At 69.6% G+C, this 16,758-nt stretch carries 17 protein-coding genes; 3 read left to right on the top strand and 14 right to left on the bottom strand.

The window, feature by feature from the left end; translation table 11 throughout:
* Positions 1-227: 227 nt before the first annotated feature.
* Both AB0M02_RS12685 and AB0M02_RS12680 read right to left on the bottom strand, forming a co-directional pair.
* Entirely contained in the window at positions 228-1,463 is a 1,236-nt protein-coding gene (locus tag AB0M02_RS12685) for an endonuclease/exonuclease/phosphatase family protein (protein ID WP_364225252.1), read from the bottom strand.
* A 74-nt stretch (positions 1,464-1,537) separates the two neighbouring features.
* A complete protein-coding gene (locus AB0M02_RS12680) occupies positions 1,538-2,005 on the bottom strand; it encodes an Lrp/AsnC family transcriptional regulator (RefSeq protein WP_364225249.1) in 468 nt (155 codons plus the stop codon).
* A gap of 132 nt (positions 2,006-2,137) precedes the next feature.
* On the opposite strand from AB0M02_RS12680, the gene ald reads away from it, so the two are divergent.
* Positions 2,138-3,253 (top strand): alanine dehydrogenase, encoded by a 1,116-nt coding sequence (ald, locus tag AB0M02_RS12675; RefSeq protein ID WP_364225248.1) that lies wholly within the window; start codon positions 2,138-2,140, stop codon positions 3,251-3,253.
* A gap of 76 nt (positions 3,254-3,329) precedes the next feature.
* Here ald and AB0M02_RS12670 read toward each other — a convergent pair whose 3' ends face one another.
* Together AB0M02_RS12670 and AB0M02_RS12665 are read right to left on the bottom strand one after the other, a co-directional pair.
* Entirely contained in the window at positions 3,330-3,494 is a 165-nt protein-coding gene (locus AB0M02_RS12670) for a hypothetical protein (protein WP_364225246.1), read from the bottom strand.
* 57 nt (positions 3,495-3,551) lie between these two features.
* Complete coding sequence (locus AB0M02_RS12665; RefSeq protein WP_364226062.1) at positions 3,552-5,111, bottom strand: beta-1,3-glucanase family protein; 1,560 nt, start codon at positions 5,109-5,111, stop codon at positions 3,552-3,554.
* A 220-nt stretch (positions 5,112-5,331) separates the two neighbouring features.
* On the opposite strand from AB0M02_RS12665, the gene AB0M02_RS12660 reads away from it, so the two are divergent.
* Positions 5,332-6,066, top strand: a complete 735-nt coding sequence (locus tag AB0M02_RS12660) for a lytic polysaccharide monooxygenase (protein WP_364225243.1) — start codon at positions 5,332-5,334, stop codon at positions 6,064-6,066.
* A gap of 43 nt (positions 6,067-6,109) precedes the next feature.
* Here AB0M02_RS12660 and AB0M02_RS12655 read toward each other — a convergent pair whose 3' ends face one another.
* The 8 genes from AB0M02_RS12655 to AB0M02_RS12620 form a co-directional block, all read right to left on the bottom strand.
* On the bottom strand, positions 6,110-6,925 hold the full coding sequence (locus AB0M02_RS12655; protein ID WP_364225241.1) for a MetQ/NlpA family ABC transporter substrate-binding protein: 816 nt from the start codon (positions 6,923-6,925) through the stop codon (positions 6,110-6,112).
* A 70-nt stretch (positions 6,926-6,995) separates the two neighbouring features.
* Positions 6,996-7,652, bottom strand: a complete 657-nt coding sequence (locus AB0M02_RS12650) for a methionine ABC transporter permease (protein ID WP_364225238.1) — start codon at positions 7,650-7,652, stop codon at positions 6,996-6,998.
* Entirely contained in the window at positions 7,649-8,632 is a 984-nt protein-coding gene (locus AB0M02_RS12645) for an ATP-binding cassette domain-containing protein (protein WP_364225236.1), read from the bottom strand. Before AB0M02_RS12645 ends, AB0M02_RS12650 begins: the two co-directional genes overlap by 4 nt.
* A gap of 131 nt (positions 8,633-8,763) precedes the next feature.
* Positions 8,764-9,438 (bottom strand): response regulator transcription factor, encoded by a 675-nt coding sequence (locus AB0M02_RS12640; protein WP_364225233.1) that lies wholly within the window; start codon positions 9,436-9,438, stop codon positions 8,764-8,766.
* Positions 9,426-10,574, bottom strand: a complete 1,149-nt coding sequence (locus AB0M02_RS12635; RefSeq protein ID WP_364225231.1) for a histidine kinase — start codon at positions 10,572-10,574, stop codon at positions 9,426-9,428. Before AB0M02_RS12635 ends, AB0M02_RS12640 begins: the two co-directional genes overlap by 13 nt.
* Positions 10,571-11,266: a hypothetical protein gene (locus tag AB0M02_RS12630; RefSeq protein WP_364225228.1), complete on the bottom strand. Its 696-nt coding sequence runs from the start codon at positions 11,264-11,266 to the stop codon at positions 10,571-10,573. Before AB0M02_RS12630 ends, AB0M02_RS12635 begins: the two co-directional genes overlap by 4 nt.
* A gap of 147 nt (positions 11,267-11,413) precedes the next feature.
* Positions 11,414-12,595 (bottom strand): acyl-CoA desaturase, encoded by a 1,182-nt coding sequence (locus AB0M02_RS12625; RefSeq protein WP_364225225.1) that lies wholly within the window; start codon positions 12,593-12,595, stop codon positions 11,414-11,416.
* Positions 12,596-12,637: 42 nt separating this feature from the next.
* Entirely contained in the window at positions 12,638-13,750 is a 1,113-nt protein-coding gene (locus AB0M02_RS12620; protein WP_364225222.1) for a ferredoxin reductase, read from the bottom strand.
* Between the two features lie 75 nt (positions 13,751-13,825).
* On the opposite strand from AB0M02_RS12620, the gene AB0M02_RS12615 reads away from it, so the two are divergent.
* On the top strand, positions 13,826-15,013 hold the full coding sequence (locus AB0M02_RS12615; protein ID WP_364225219.1) for a helix-turn-helix domain-containing protein: 1,188 nt from the start codon (positions 13,826-13,828) through the stop codon (positions 15,011-15,013).
* Between the two features lie 17 nt (positions 15,014-15,030).
* Here AB0M02_RS12615 and AB0M02_RS12610 read toward each other — a convergent pair whose 3' ends face one another.
* Both AB0M02_RS12610 and AB0M02_RS12605 read right to left on the bottom strand, forming a co-directional pair.
* Positions 15,031-15,351: a putative quinol monooxygenase gene (locus tag AB0M02_RS12610; RefSeq protein ID WP_364225216.1), complete on the bottom strand. Its 321-nt coding sequence runs from the start codon at positions 15,349-15,351 to the stop codon at positions 15,031-15,033.
* Between the two features lie 56 nt (positions 15,352-15,407).
* Complete coding sequence (locus AB0M02_RS12605; RefSeq protein WP_364225214.1) at positions 15,408-16,745, bottom strand: 6-phospho-beta-glucosidase; 1,338 nt, start codon at positions 16,743-16,745, stop codon at positions 15,408-15,410.
* Between the last annotated feature and the right edge of the window lie 13 nt (positions 16,746-16,758).

Genomic DNA, 16,758 nt, shown 5'->3' with positions numbered 1-16,758 from the left:
CGGTGCACAGAGCGGCCGAACTCCACACACAACAGGCTCACGACCATTGCGTGTGAAGTTGGGGTGCGCAGAACGGCCGAACTCCACACACAACAGGCTCACGACCATTGCGTGTGAAGTTGCGGTGCACAGAGCGGCCGAACTCCACACACAACAGGCTCACGACCATTGCGTGTGAAGTTGGGGTGCACAGAGCGGCCGAACTCCACACGCAACAAAACGGGGTGTCAGTGGAGTTTGAGGTCGGCCCAGACCAGGCGGTGGTCGGAGGTCGGGAAACCGCCGACCGGTGACCACGCCGGGTCGAAGACGCCGGTGAGGCGGAACAGCGGGTCGGATCGCACCGGCCAGAACACCCCGGACGCGGCGATCTTCAGGTTGCGCCGGGGCAGGACGTAGTCGGCACGCAGGTTGCCCGGCGCGGTGTCGGAGAAGTCAGCGGTGTCGAACCTCGGGTCACCCCTGTGGTTCAGGTTCGCGCCGCCCTGCAGGGTGGCCGCCTCCACAGCACCCGCGCTCGCCGGCGACACCCGCGTGTTGATCAGCGGGTGCTCGGTGAGCTGGTGGATCGCGCTGTCATAGGAGTCACCGTCGGACGGGTCGGCGTTCTGGTCGCCGGCGATCACGAACGAGGCACCCCGGTGCAGGCCTCCGCGACGGCCGCGATCGTCGTAGATGTAGCGGGCACCGTTCACGTAGTCGGCCCAGAACCGGATCTCGTCGTGGTTACGCCGGCCGTTGCGGTCCTCGGGTCCGTCGAACGTCGGCGGGGTCGGGTGCGAGACCAGGAAGTGCACGGTCTCCCGGCCGACCTTGACCGGCACGTCCCAGTGGCTCTTCGAGGACAGGCGCAGGACGGCCTGCTCCTCGGCGGAGTAGAAGTCGGTTGGCAGCAGGTTGCCCGGCATGTCCTTCCACTTGAACAGCTGGAAGGTACGGATCGCGGACAGGTCGATCGGGTACTTCGAGTACACGACCATGCCGTACTGGCCGGGGAACCAGCCGAAGCCGTAGGAGTCGTCGCCGTACGCCTGATCGCCCGGCGTCGTGTCGATCACGCCGTTGTTGTTCAGGTCGAAGCCGGTCGAGACGCCGGTGTTGGACGGCGCCACGTAGCGGTACCGGTACTTCTGCGCGGGCGCGCCGTTCTGCGAGACGGCGAGGAAGTTCTCCGCGAACAGCCGGGCGGCCTCCGGGTCGTAGTCGAACTCGTTGATCAGCACCACGTCCGGCGCGGCCCGCTGAATCACCTCGGCCACGTTGCGCGCCTGCCGCCGATAGACGTCGTCGACCGCCGGGTCGGCCAGGTGCTCACGCAGCAGACCCTGCGCCGGCCGGTTCAGCGACAGGTTGTACGTGGCGAACCGTACGTCGTGGTGCCGCCCGCCGGCAGTCGCCGGCGCCGCACCGATAAGGGAGAAGAGAGCCGCCGCGCAGGTCGCGGCCGCGAGTAGTCGCCTCATCCTCCCTCCCTATCGGAGGGTCGCGTCCCACGCAACGATGATCATCGAGACGGCACCAGCTCTTCACCCACCGCTCATGAGCCTCGGCGGTGTTCGAAGATCAGGTAGGTCTCGGTGCCGGCGATCAGGCGGGTGCCGCTCAGGCGCTCGGTGATCACTGAGCGCAGGTCGTCCACGTCGGCCGCCGCCACGTGCAGCAGGAAGTCGTAGGAGCCGGAGACGAAGTAGACGTCGCGTACGGCGGGGATGCCGGCCAGGGACTCGGCGAACTTGCCGATCGCGTCGCGGGCGTCGGAGCGGATGCGTACGGCGATCATGGCTTGGATGGGCCGGCCGATCCACGCCGGGTCGACGTCGGCGTGGAAGCCGCGGATCGCGCCGATCTCGCGGAGGCGGCGCACCCGGGTCAGGCAGGTGGAGGGCGCGATGCCGACCCGGTCGGCGAGGGCGTTGTTCGGCATCCGGCCGTCGGCCCGAAGCAGGCTCAGCAGTTCCAGATCGACGTGATCGAGGCCTCGAACATCCTTCGGCAGGTCGGTCATTGCGAGGGTCCCGATCGCAGAATCTGCGCCACCGAGGTTACGAACAGAATCTCGTTCGCCCGTCTTGCCGGATCGCTGCACATCGTTTCACCCTATGCCAGAAGACGACGTGGTCGAAAGGAATGGTCCCCCATGCGCATCGGCGTGCCGAAAGAGGTCAAGAACCACGAGTACCGGGTGGCCATCACCCCGGCCGGCGTGGTCGAAGCGGTACGCCACGGCCACCAGGTCGTCATCCAGGCCGGCGCCGGTGCCGGATCGGCGATCACCGACGAGGACTTCGTCGCGGCCGGTGCCGAGATCCTCCCGGACGCGGACGCCGTGTGGGACGCCGCCGACATGGTTCTCAAGGTCAAGGAGCCGATCGCCGAGGAGTACCACCGCCTCCGCGCCGGCCAGGTCCTCTTCACGTACCTGCACCTCGCCGCGGACGCCGAGGGCACCAAGGCGCTGCTGAACAGCGGGACCACCGCGATCGCGTACGAGACGGTCCAGCTCGCCGACGGCTCCCTGCCGCTGCTCGCGCCGATGTCCGAGGTCGCCGGGCGGCTCGCCCCGCAGGTCGGCGCGTACAGCCTGATGCGCAACAGCGGCGGCCGCGGCGTCCTGCCCGGCGGTGTGCCCGGCGTGGCACCCGCCAAGATCACCGTCATCGGCGGTGGCGTCTCCGGCGTCAACGCCGCGACGATCGCGCTCGGCCTCGGCGCCGACGTCACCGTCCTCGACCTGAGCCTGCCCCGGCTGCGGCAGATCGACGCCCAGTTCGGCGGGCGGGTCAAGACGCTGGTGTCGAACGCGTACACGATCGAGCAGTCGGTCATCGAGGCCGACATGGTCATCGGCGCGGTGCTCGTGCCCGGCGCGAAGGCGCCGACACTGGTCAGCAACGACCTCGTGAAGCGGATGAAGCCGGGCTCGGTGCTCGTCGACATCGCCATCGACCAGGGCGGCTGCTTCGAGGACTCGCACCCGACGACCCACCAGGACCCGGTGTACCGGGTGCACGACTCGGTCTTCTACTGCGTCGCGAACATGCCCGGCGCGGTGCCCAACACCTCGACGTACGCGCTCACCAACGCCACCCTGCCGTACGTGCTGCGCCTGGCCGACCTCGGCTGGCGCGAGGCGCTGCGCGCGGACCCGGCGCTGGCCCTGGGCCTCAACACCCACGCCGGCGCGCTCACCAACGACCTGGTCGGCTCAGCCCTCGGGCTCCCCACCGAGAAGATCGACGAGATCCTGGCCTGAGCCGGCCACAAAGCCGAAGGCCGGCCACAAAGCCGAAGGCCGGCCTCAAGACGAAGGCCGGCGCGGAGACCGGGGGTCAGCCGCCGGCTCCGTAGACCGCCCGCTCCTGCGCCTCACTGGGAGCGGGCCAGGGCCGCGCCTCGGCCTGCCGCGTCTCCACCAGCTCGACGTGATCGTCCGGCAGGATGCGCGGCGGCAGCTTCTTGAAATCCTCCGGCGTCTTGCCCAGGTCCTTGGTCATGATCTGAGTATGCGCCGGTCGTGCCCGCCGCGGGAGCCCCACGGCGGGCACGTTCTCTCAGCCCTTGCGCCAGGTCTGGTTGGCGCCGCCGTGGCAGTCCCACTGCAGCAGCTTGGCGCCGTCGTTCGGGTTCCACGCGTCGATGTCGACGCACCTGTTCGACTGCGGGTTGCGCAGCACGCCGTTCGACTCCAGCACGAACTGCTGCGCCGCGTTCCCGCTGCACGTGGCGAGCTGGATGGCCGCTCCGTTGGCGGTGGAGCCCCACGCCACGTCCATGCACTTGTTGTTCTGCGAGACCAGCGTCCCGCCGGTGAAGGTCCACTTCTGGGCGTTGGTGTTGTTGCAGGTCCACATCTGCAGCTGGACGCCGTCGTTGAAGACACCGCTCGGCACGTCGATGCATTTGCTGTTCAGGTTGCTGATCACCGAGACCGCGCCGGTGCCCGGGTTGGTGGGCCCGCCGCCGCCGGTGAACGGCGAGAGGATGATGCCGGCCGAGCGCGGATCGCCGTCGTGGACCAGCGACTCGAACGCGCCGACGTCGTCGAAGGCGAAAGCGTACGCCTTGCCGTCCGCCATGTTCTGGTGGATGACCTTGGCGTAGACGTTGGTCGGGTTGCTCTTGTAGAAGTCCGCCGCGTTCGTGCTCGGCTGGGTGTCGACGGTGCCCAGCGTGCCGCGGTTGAGAGCGGCGCACAGCGTACGCGAAATCGGCCCCACCACCTGGTCGTTAGGCGCCGGAAGGTCACCGTCGCAGCCCCACACGCTCGCCGACGACGGCCGGTTGAAGGACGCCACACGGGTACCGGCCGAGTTGGTGAAGTTCATGACCGTGCCCGACGTCCGGCCGAAGTAGCGGGTGTTGGGCTGGTCGCCGAACGGCACCACGGTCAGCGTCTTGGTCGTGTACGCGTTCCACGCCGACGCGATGTACGAGTCGAGGTAGTTGGCGCTCATCAGACCGGCCCCGGCGGCCTTGCCCGGCGCCAGTACGCGCAGGACCGTGCCGTCGGAGCGGGTACGCACCGTGTTCTGCCAGCCGGCCGTGTTGCGCAGCGTGTTGATCACGTTGTCGCGACCGTTGGCGACGACGTCACCCGTACGCTTCGTCTGCCCGCTCGCCCCGGTGACCGTGACCGCGTGCGGAATCGCGAACATGTCGACCTGCGAGCTGTTCAGCCACAGACCGGCGTCGTTGTAGGTGAACTCGCTCCAGTCGAACAGGATGTTGGCGTTGGCGTCACCGGCCGCCCACGGCGCGGGCTGGACGAGGCCGTCCGGGGTGAGGAAGAACTTCAGCTTCTCCCCCAGCGACATGTAGACCCGGCCGGAGAACCCGCGCGGGAAGTTGATCCGGGTGCTGCCACCGTTGCCCGCGCCCGCGATGGACACGTCGGGTGCGGGTGCCGGCGGGAGAGCGCCGCCGCTCCAGGCGGTGAACGTGCCCGCCTGGTTGACGTAGCCGAGCCGGCCGGAGGAGAGCTGGACGCCGATGACGTACAGGTAGACCGCTTCACCGCGGCCGGTGCTGTTCGCGACGGTCACCGGCAGGATCGCCGGTCCGACGGCTTGCGCCGCCGGTGGGGACACCGCGGCCGCGACCGGGATGGTCATGGCCAGCGCGGCGAGGGTGCGCAGGACTTTACGCACGAGGGATACCTCCTTCCGCTGTGGGTTCCGCGCCCCGAGGACGAGAGAGCGCTCTCACACGGTGGTACTTGTTAACAACGTTTGTCAATAGATGAAAGGCGATGGTCAGAGCTTTTCTGTTAGGAAGGTTTGCTTTATATTCCTGTCACATCCATCTATCGACGTTCATCGTTGGAGGAGTGGCATGCGCAGGTTGATCACTTTGTTGTCCGTCGCCCTCTTGGGCGCGGCGGGCTCCCTACTGGTGGTGTCCCCGGCATCAGCACACGGATACGTCTCCTCACCGCCCAGCCGCCAGGCGCTCTGCGCACAGAACCGGGTCTCCTGCGGCCAGATCAAGTACGAGCCGCAGAGCGTCGAGGGCCCCAAGGGCCTGCGGAACTGTCATGGCAACAACGCGCAGTTCGCCGAGCTCAACGACGACAGCAAGGGCTGGCCGGCCACGAACGTCGGCACCTCGCTGACGCTCACCTGGATCAACACGGCCCGGCACGCCACGACCGGCTGGGAGTACTTCATCGGGGGCACCCGGGTCGGCAACTTCAGCGGCAACAACCAGCAGCCGCCGGCCACCCTGTCGCACACGATCAACCTGGGCGGCTTCTCCGGCCGGCAGAAGATCCTGGCGGTCTGGACCATCTCCGACACCGCGAACGCGTTCTACTCCTGCATCGACGTCAACATCGGCGGCACCGGCGGCGGTGGCGGCCCGACCAACCCGCCGCCCACCGGCTGCTCGTCGGCCGCGTGGAGCAGCAGCGCCGTCTACGTCGGCGGCAACACCGTGTCGCACAACGGCCGGATCTGGCGGGCCAAGTGGTGGACGCAGGGCGAGACCCCCGGCGCCGCCGACGTCTGGGCCGACCAGGGCGCCTGCGCCACGCTGAGCGCGGCAGTCCTAGCGGCGAAGGCCGCATAAAAAACGAGGGCGGGGCGCGTCCGGGACGCGCCCCGCCGGCAACTCAGAACGCGGCGAGCACCGAACCCTGGTACTTGTCCTCGATGAACTTCTTCACCTCGGGCGAGTGCAGCAGCTTCTCCAGCTTGACGACACGGGCGTCACCCTCGTCGCCGGTGCGGACCACGACCAGGTTCGCGTACGGGTTGTCCGCACCGCTCTCCAGCGCGAGCGAGTCGGTGGCCGGCTTGAGGCCCGTCTCGATCGCGTAGTTGCCGTTGATCACCGAGATCGCGGTGTCCTCGAGGCTGCGCGGCAGCTGCGCGGCGTCGAGCGCCTTGATGTCGAGGTTCTTCGGGTTGGCCGCGATGTCCGCGACGGTGGCCTTGACGCCGACGCCGTCCTTGAGCGTGATCAGCCCGTTCTTGGCGAGCAGGCTGAGCGCCCGGCCCGAGTTCGACGGGTCGTTCGGGATGCCGACGACGCCACCGGACGGGACCTCGGCGAGGCTCTTGACCTTCTTGGAGTACACGCCCAAAGGCTCGATGTGCACCGGCTTGAGCGCGGTGAACTTGTAGCCCTTGGACGCGACCTCCTCCTCCAGGTACGGGATGTGCTGGAAGTAGTTGGCGTCGAGCTGCTTCTCCCGCAGAGCCACGTTCGGCTGGATGTAGTCGTCGAACTCGACGATCTCCAGCTTGAGGCCCTCGGCCGCGGCGAGGTTGTCCGAGACGTACTTGAGGATCTCCCCGTGCGGAACCGGGCTGACCCCGACCTTGAGAGTGTCCGAGGCCGACGACGAGTCGGAGGAACCGCAGGCGGCCAGCCCCAGGACGAGGGTGGCTGAGGCCAGAACGGCGGCGAACGAACGGCGGCGCATGATGGAACCTTTCAGACGGGAGAGATGGGAATAAGGTCAAACGGAGCGGGAGGCACAGGAAAGGAGGACGTCAGCGGTGCGAGAGCCGCCGGGCGAGCAGGTCACCCACCATCTGGACGAGCTGGACGAGCAGGACCAGGGCCACGACCGTCGCGATCATCACGTTGGTCTCGAAGCGCTGGTATCCGTAGATGATCGCCAGGGCGCCGAGGCCACCGCCGCCGACCGTGCCGGCCATCGCGGAGTACCCGACGATCGCGATGATCGTGACGGTGAAGCCCGAGATCAGTCCGGGCAGCGCCTCGCGGAGCAGCACCTTGCCGACGATCTGCCGCCGGGAGGCGCCCATCGCGGTGGCGGCGCCGAGCACGTCGGACGGCACCTCACGCAGCGCGGTCTCGACGATGCGGGCGAAGAACGGGATCGCGCCGACGGTCAGCGGGACGATCGCCGCGTCGGTGCCGATGCTGGTGCCGACCACCAGGCGGGTGAACGGGATGATCGCGACCATCAGGATCAGGTACGGGATCGAGCGCCCGAGGTTGACGATCAGGCCGAGCACCCGGTTGAGCGGCGCGAACGGCATGAGCCCGCCGCGCTCGGTGAGCACGAACAGCACGCCGATCGGCAGGCCGCCGAGCGCGGTGAACAGCGACGCCAGGCCGACCATCCAGAGCGTCTCCTGGATGCCGGGGCCGAGCAGCTCGAATACTTCGGGCCAGGTCACTGTGCCGCTCCCACCTGTGCACCACGCTCGCGCAGGTAGTCCAGCGCCTTGCGGTTGTCGTCCGGGTCGCCGGGCAGCGCGAGCCGCCACCGCCCGGCACGTGTGGTCGCGAGGGTCTCCACGGCGCCGCCGAGGATCCGCACATCGATGTCGAAGCGGCGGGCCAGGTCCGCGATGATCGACTGGTCCGCCTCGTCGCCGCTGACCGTCAGGTCCACGATCGTCGACCCGGGCAGCGCGGCCGCGGTGTCCAGCGGGAACAGGTCGCGGGCCAGCTCCGAGCCGGGCTCGCGCAGCAGGCCGGCGACCGGGCCGGCCTCGATGAACCGGCCGTCGCGCATCACCGCTGCGGACGTGCAGATCCGCTTCACCACGGTCATCTCGTGGGTGATCAGCAGGATGGTCAGGCCGAGCCGCTTGTTCAGGTCCAGCAGCAGCCGCAGGATCGACTCCGTCGTCTCCGGGTCCAGCGCCGACGTCGCCTCGTCCGAGAGCAGCACCTTCGGCCGCGCGGCGAGCGCGCGGGCGATGCCCACCCGCTGCTTCTGGCCACCGGAGAGCTGAGCGGGGTACGCCTGAGCGCGATCGGTCAGCCCCACGGTCTCGAGCAGTTCCTCGACCCGGGCCCCGCGCTCGGCCCGCGGCACTCCGGTGACCTCGAGCGCGAACGCCACGTTGCCCGCGACCGTCCGCGACGACAGCAGCGCGAAGTGCTGGTGGATCATCCCGATCCCGTGCCGCGCCAGCCGCAACGGCTTACGGCGCAGTGCGGTCAGCTCGACACCGCCCACGGTGACCGTGCCGGCGTCCGGCCGCTCCAGCATGTTGACGCAGCGCAGCAGGGTGCTCTTGCCCGCGCCGCTGCGGCCCAGGACGCCGAAGACCTCGCCCTCGCCGACGCTCAGGTCGACACCGTCCACAGCGGTGACGGCACCCTTCCTGGAGCGGTACGTCTTGCGAAGCCCGCTGATTTCGATCACGTGAACACCCTGGTCAGCCGTATGTGACGAGCGTCGCAAACCCTACTTGGTGAGTGGGGTTTTGCAGCGTGCCCACCGTAACTCCCAGCGCGCTGCGGAGCCAATCGATGTAACGACCCTCACGGCTTTCGTCACTTTCCCATCCGGGAGTCGTGGACCAGGATCGCCACCTGCACCCGGTTGGCGCAGCCGAGTTTGTCCAGGAGGCGGGACACGTACGCCTTCACGGTCGGCACGCTCATGTGCAGCTCGGCGCCGATCTCCGCGTTGGACCTGCCGGTCGCCACCGCGCCGGCCACGTCCCGCTCCCGCTCGGTCAGCCGGTCCAGCACCGCGGCCGCCCGCGCGGCCCGTCCGTCGCGCTCGTCGTCTGTGGAACGGCCCACCGCGTACCCGATCAGGCGCGGAACAACCGACGGCGACAGAATCGACTCCCCCGCCGCCGCGCGCCGCACCGCGTCCAGGATCTCGGTCGGCGCAATGTCCTTCAGCAGGAACCCGTTCGCGCCCAGCCGCAGCGCGCCGAGCAGGTGCTCGTCGGTGTCGAAGGTGGTCAGCACCACGATCGCCGGCCGCGGGCCGTCGCGCCGCAGCTCCGCGGTGGCGGCCAGGCCGTCCATCCTCGGCATCCGGATGTCCATCAGCACCACGTCCGGATGCAGCCGCCGGGACGCCTCCACCGCCTCGGCGCCGTCGCCCGCCTCACCCACCAGCTGCAGGTCCGGCCCCGCGCCCAGCACCAGCGAGAGCCCCACCCGGACCAGCGGGTCGTCGTCGGCGATCAGCACCCGGATCAGTTCGGCCACGGCAGCCACGCTTCCAGATGGAATCCGAGTCCGGTGCGCGGGTCGGCACGCACACCGGAACGCAGCCGCCCACCGAGCAACTCCACTCGCTCGGCCAGGCCGACGAGACCGGCACCGGCGCCGGGAACACCGGGAGCGGGCGTGCCCGGCAGGGGATTGGAGACCTCCACGTGCAACTCACCCTGCGGGGATTTTTCAAGAAGAAGACGTACGGGTACGCCCGGCGCGTGCTTGGTCGCGTTGGTGAGGCCCTCCTGCACCAGACGGTAGACACAGCGTGCTGCCGAGGGCGCGATCGTGGCGTCCTCGATGCGGTTGAGCGCGTCCACGCGTACGCCCGCATCCTGCGCCTCCTTGAGAAGATCGCCCAGGCCTCGCAGGTCGGGTTGCGGCCGCAGGCCGTCCCCCGCGGTGCCGGCACGCAGCACGCCGAGGATCTCCCGCAGGTCCTCCAAGGCCTGGTGGGCGCTGTCCCGGATGGTCGCCGCCGCCTTCGCCACCTCCTCCGGGGTCAGGTCCGGGCGGATCTGCAGCGCTCCCGCGTGCAGGCTCACCATCGAGATCCGGTGAGCCAGCGCGTCGTGCATCTCCCGGGCGATCCGCTCCCGCTCCAATGATCGCAACCGGTCAGCACGTAGCCTCGCCTCCTCCTCGGCGCGGGTCGCCCGCTCCCGCAGCGAGGCGACGAGCTCCCGCCGCGACCGCACGGCGACGCCGACCGCGACCGTCACCGCGAGCAGCGCCCCGCTCAGCACCACCTCGCCCAGGAACGGCAGGGTCGGATCCGGCCGCCGATAGGCGTAGCTGAGACCGGTGACCACGCCGATCGCCACGACGAGGACGATGACCCGCCCGCGGCGCAGCGTGACCAGCGTGTAGAGCAAGACCATGCCGGCGAACGCCCCGGCGTCGGTGACCAGACCGGCCGGGGCGATCAGCAGCGCCATCGCCACCGGGTGACTGCGCCGCCACCAGATCGCCAGCGCACTCACCCAGCCGATCAGCAGCAGGGGGAAGGTCTCCTGCTCGCTGATGCGGCCGGTGGACTCGGCCTCGCCGATCAGGACCAGAGAGAAGAACCAGGAGGTGAGGATGGCGGCCACGTCGACCGCCCGATAGCGAATTCCGGCGATCATGGACGGACCAGGGGGCGCCAGGACTGACGATCACCGTCGTCGCGCACCTCGTAACCGAGCTTCTGCAGCGCCTCCCGGAGTTCGGCGGACTCCCGGCCGGCCCTCTTGCGCACCGCCACCGCCCTCGCCGCCAGGACCGCCTCGACCGCCACCGGGACCTGCCCGCTCTCCGGGGACCACGGCTGGTAGAGGCCGGCGAACGGGTCGGCGTCGCGCCACGGGTACCCGAACTCCCGGAACACCCGCTCCAGCGTCGCCGCCTCGGCCTGCGGCTCACCGCGAAACGCCTGCCTCGACTCCAGGTCCAGTACCACCAGCACGCTGCCGTCCAGAAAGATCGCCTCGATGTCCGACCGGGCGAGCGTCCGATGCTCGTCCCCCACATCGAACCGCACCCGCTCGGCCGTGACGGTCACCCGCGCGGTGCGGCGCAGGATCTCGATCGTCGCCAGCACACCCAGCAGCCCCAGGATCGCCACCTGGATCGCCACCTTCCACCAGGTGTCCATCGAACCGACCACCCGCCACACCGGCCCGAACGGCAGCCCGATCCCCAGACCCACGGCCCAGCGCGCGATCGGCGGCAGCACCACCGCCAGCAGCACCCCGAGCGCCACCGGCCCCGCCATGACCAGCACCCGCCCCGCACCGGACAGGCTGAGCACCACCGATTCGCGCGCCTCGTTCTTCACACCTGTTGACGCTAGGCGCCGCACCCGGCCCGCCTCCAGACGCCGGAAGTCTGCCTCTGCTGACTTTGGTATATGCCCACGGAGACGCCGATGGGCGTGGACCACGGGCCTACCCGTGACCCACGCCCGTCGCGGAACAGCGAGCCGTCAGACCGCGGCGGCCTCGGCCGGGTGGCGGGGCGGGATCGTGTGGTCGATCGCGTTGGCGGACTTGCGGTTGGGCAGCGCCAGCCGGAACACCTTCGCCCACGCGGACGCGACCTGGAAGACGATCGGGCCGGTCACGTAGTTCAGCTCGTACTTCTCGAACAGCGCCCGCACCTTGGGGGCGATCTCCGCGTACCGGCTGGCCGGCAGGTCCGGGAAGAGGTGGTGCTCGATCTGGTGGGACAGGTTGCCGGTCATGATGTGCATCAGCTTGCTGCCGCTGATGTTGGCCGACCCGAGCATCTGCCGCAGGTACCACTCGCCGCGGGTCTCACCCGTGATCGAGGTGCGCTCGAACGTCTCGACCCCGTTCGGGAAGTGGCCGCACATGATGACCGAGTGGCTCCACAGGTTGCGGACCACCGACGCGACCGCGTTGGCGGCGAGCGTGCCGAGGAACGCGCCGAGCGGGTTGCCCATCAGGAAGCCGACCGGGATGGCCAGGGCGGGGTGGATCACGTAGTCCTTGGCGACCTGGCGGCGGATCTTGCGGAGGACGGCCTTCGCGCGCTGGCGGAACTCCGGGTTGTTGCGCCGCTTCTTGGTGCGCAGGTTGCGGCCCAGCTCCAGGTCGTACGCGGCGATCCCGTACTCGAAGAAGCAGGCGTTGATGAAGTTGTAGAGCGGCTGGCCCAGGTGCGCCGGCACCCACTTCTGCTGCTCGTCGACGCGCATGATGCCGTAGCCGAGGTCGTTGTCGCGGCCGACCACGTTGGTGTACTTGTGGTGCAGCTCGTTGTGCGAGTGCTTCCACTGGTCGGCCGGCGAGACCGAGTCCCACTCCCAGGTCGTCGAGTGGATCTTCGGGTCGCGCATGAAGTCGTACTGGCCGTGCAGGATGTTGTGGCCGATCTCCATGTTCTCGAGAATCTTGGAGATGGACAGGCCGGCGGTGCCGAGGATCCAGGCCGGCGGGAAGAGCGAGAAGAGCAGCAGGGCGCGGCTGCCCAGTTCGATCCGGCGCTGAACGGCGATCATCTTGCGGATGTACTTGGCGTCCTTCTCACCGCGTACGGCGAGGAACTCGTCGCGGATCGCGTCGAGTTCGCGCCCGATCTGCTCGATGTCCTCGGGCGTGAGGTGGGCGATCGGGTTGACATCCTTGCGCTGCAGCGTCGTCACAGTTACCTCGAATCTGCGATAAATCAGCAAAAAGGGGAAGAGTCAGGCGTCGAAGCGGCAGGGGGCGGCCGCCGCGTTGATGCAGGTTTGGATCAGGACCTTGTCGCCGTCCACCTCGGAGACCGCGGTGATCGTGCCGTCACGCAGGTCGCGCACAATGCCCTCACGCATCGGAAGCACGCACTTGTAGCAGATGCCCATCCGGCAGCCGGACGCCATGAGCTGCCCGGCGGCCTCCCCTGCCTCCAGGATCGACGTCCCGCCGGGCGCGTCGGCAACCGTCCCGGTCCGCTCGAAGGTGACAGTGCCACCCTCCCCCGCGACCAGCACCGTCGGCCGGAACCGCTCGACGTGCAGCCGGTCATCGAAACCGGCATCGGTCCAGTGCACGGTCAGGTCGTCGAGCATCGTGCCGGGCCCGCACGCCCAGGTCTCACGCTCGAACAGGTCGGGCACCAGCGAGCTCAGCTCGTCCGGCTTCAGGCGCCCGTCGGCGCCGGTGTGCCGCTCGATCAGCCGGATCCGGCCGTCGGCGGCGAGGGCACGCAGGTCGGCGCCGAAGACGGCGTCCTCGGGGGTGCGCGCCGAGTGCACCACCACGACGTCCGCCAGCGAGTCCAGCGAGCTGCGCAGCATGCCCATGACCGGCGTGATCCCGCTGCCCGCGGTCACGAACAGCGCCTTCGCCGGAGGGGTCGCCGGCAGCAGGAAGTCACCGGCCGGCAGGTCCAGGTTCACGATCATGCCGCGCCGCGCGTGCCGCCGCAGGTAGCCGCTGACCACGCCGTCCGTGACCGCGTTCACGGTGACCGTGAAGCGCCCGTCGGACCGGCCGGCCGCGCTCGACACCGAGTAGGCCCGCCACAGCCGCACCCCGTCGACGTCCACGCCGAGCCGGACGTACTGCCCCGGCTGGTGGGGCTGCCAGTTGCGCCCGGGCCGCAGCTCGAGGGTCACGGCGTTCGGCGTCTCCTCGCGAACCGCCTCGATCCGGGCGCGCAGCACGGTCGGATTGCGCAGCGGCGCGATCACGTCGAGGTAGTCGGCAGGAACCACCGGCGTCGTGATCAACTCGACGACGCGCCAGGCTCCGTTGCGCAATGTCTGTGTAACAGGCACATGACCAAGCCTGCTGGTTCGCAAGGGAGAAAGCATGACCAGCGGAAGTGAATCGGCGCGGGCATAATTGTTCGGCGGGGACAACAATCGGACCAAAGATGAGGAGTACGCGTGAAACCAGCCCTCCGCGATGTGCGGTCCTACCGTCTCCCCGCGGAAGTCGTCAGTCCTCTTCGGCACGGACTGCCCGAAGTTTCGGTACAGACCATCGCCGCCATCACCATGGAGGTGCCCGCCTACGCGGAGGCGTTCGCCGGCGAACTCGGGCACAAGATCGAGAAAGCGGTACGCGCCGCCCTCGGCACGTTCCTGAACCTGGTGTCCCGCCCGGGAGCCGATCCCGGCACTCCCCTGGCCTCAGCGCTGGAGGCCGCGTACGCCCTGGGCAGGGGCGAGGCCCGCTCGGGCCGCAGCCTGGACGCCCTGCTCGCCGCCTACCGTGTCGGCGCCCGCGTCGCCTGGCGCGAACTCGCCGCGATCAGCGTCGGCACCGGACAGCCCGCCGCCACGATCGCCGACTTCGCCGAACTCGTCTTCGCCTACATCGACGAACTCTCCGCCGCCAGCGTCGCAGGACACGCCGACGAACTCGCCGCCTCCGGCCGCATCCGCCTGCGCCACCTGCAGGAACTCGCCCAGGTCCTGGTCGCCGGCGAACCCGCGCACATCGTGACGGCCGCCGCCGAACAGGCCGACTGGGCACCCCCGCAGACCCTCACCGCCGTGATGCTCCCCGAACGCTCCGCCCGCTGGGTGATCGACCTCCTGGACCCGCGCACGCTCGTCCTGGCCGACGCCGTCCCCGACCTCCCCGGCATGACGATGCTGCTGGTCCCCGACCCGCAGGGCGCCAGCCGCCCGCACCTCGTCCGGCTCCTCTCCGGCCACAGCGCCACGATCGGCCCGGCCCGCCCCTGGCTGGAGGCGAAGAGCTCGGTGGACCGCGTCATCCGCGTCCACGAACTCTGCCCCCCGTCGTCAGGCACGGTGGTGGACACCGAGGACCACCTGGCCGGCGTGGTCGTCTCCGCCGACCCGTCAGCCCTCGCCGACCTCCGGGCCCGAGCCCTGGCTCCCCTGTCCGGCGAGCGAGGCGCAGCCGCCGCCAAGCTCATCGAAACCCTCCGCAGCTGGCTGCTCAACCACGGCCGCCGCGAGGACATCGCCACCGAGCTCTTCGTCCACCCCCAAACCGTCCGTTACCGCATGACCCGCCTGCGCGAGCTTTACGGCGACAGGCTCCGCGACCCGGAGTGGGTGCTGGCCCTGACCATCGCCCTGGCCCTCCCCGATTCCTGAAAACCGGCCCGGGGCCCTCAGTCGTTCGCGACCGGGACGCCCAGGCCGCCGACCACGGCGATCTCGTGGCTGTCGAACTCGCCGGTCAGCATCGGCATGGCCCTGGCGATCGCCGCTCGGGTCTCCGGAAGCTGGAGTGAGGCGTCGTGGTGCTCCTTGCTGTCCCACACCTCGCTGACCCAGATCGTCTGGTCGTCGCTCTCCGAGACGCCGACGACATAGAGATGGCAGCCCGCGGCCCGTAACCCGTCAGCACCGCCGGTCAGGATCTCCACGACCTCGTCGCGGTGCCCGGACCTGGCCTTCATCGAGCCGAGATATCCATACACAACGCTCACCCTCCGTCGCGCCCGTTCAGGGCTTCACCCTCTCAGAGGGATACGACTTTTTCGGGTCAACGGAGGTAGGCGAGGCCCGGAAGCTCGGCACGATAGGCGTCGATCAGGCGGCGGGCCACCGGCTCGGAGGCGATCAGGGGGTGAGCGGCCATCGCACGGACGGCCGCGGACCGGGAGCCGGTGGCCACCGCCTCCAGGACGGCCCGTTCGGCTGACTTGACGGCTCTGACCAGGGACACACCGTGACCGGGAAGCGGGGCCACCCGGTGCGGGGCCGCGCCGCGGGCGTCCACCGTGCACGGCACCTCGACGACAGCGTCGTCGTCCAGAATCCCGAGAGTGCCCCGGTTGCGGACGTTGAGGATCAGCGTCGCCGGCTCGTCGTGGGCGAGCGCGCGCATCACCGCCAGCGCCACTCCCTCATAGCCCGCCGGGCGGGACTCGTCGTGGTCGCGCTCGCCGGCACCGGCCAGTTCGCGGTTCTCGGCCATGTAGGTGGCTTCGCGTTCGCGCCACGCGGCCAGCCACGCCTCCAGGGGATCGCCGGCGCTGATCTCGGCATAGCAGCGGTGCTGCTGCTCGAGAAGGAAGGCGCCACGAGTCTGCGGGGCATCGCGGACGGCGGCGAGGGTGCCGGCCGAGTCGTAGTAATAGTGCAGGTACTCATTCGGGATCGCACCGAGGTCGCGGAGGTGGGCGGCGCCGAAGAGCCGTCCCTCTTCCAGGGTCTCCAGGAGCGCCTTGTCGGCGAGCAGCCCGGGAAGCAGGTCCGGCCCCGACAGCTGGCGCATCCCGTAGAGCCAGCCGAGGTGGTTGAGCCCCGCATAGTCGATGTGCACGCTCGCGCGGTCGGCACCGAGTGCTCCGAGGGCGCGGTCCACGAGGCCGGCCGGGGAGTCGCAGATGCCGATGACGCGGTCGCCGAGGTGGGTGGCCATGGCTTCGGTGACCAGGCCGGCCGGGTTGGTGAAGTTGATGGTCCAGGCCTCGGGGGCCAGGTGGGCGACGCGTGCGGCGATGTGGCGGGCGACCGGCACAGTACGCAGACCGTAGGAGATGCCGCCCGCCCCCACGGTCTCCTGACCGAGGACGCCCAGCGAGAGCGCGACCCGTTCGTCGGTGACCCGGCCGCGGAGACCGCCGACGCGGACGGCACAGAAGACGAAGGCGGCGCCGGTCACCGCGGTGTCGAGGTCGGTGGTGGTGCCGACGGCGGGCGCGTCGGGCACATCACGGGCCTGAGCGGCCAGGACGCGGCCGATGGCGTCGAGGCGGCCGGGGTCGACGTCGTGGAGCATGACCTCGGTGATGCCGGTGCGGCGGCGGTCGGCGAGCAGGGCGCGATAGACCAGCGGCACCCGGAAACCGCCGCCGCCGAGGATCGTCAGGCGCATCTCATCCCACTCC

It is taken from the genome of Actinoplanes sp. NPDC051861 (genome assembly GCF_040681145.1).
GTDB lineage: Bacteria > Actinomycetota > Actinomycetes > Mycobacteriales > Micromonosporaceae > Actinoplanes.
This window is presented reverse-complemented; position numbering and strand designations above follow the sequence as displayed.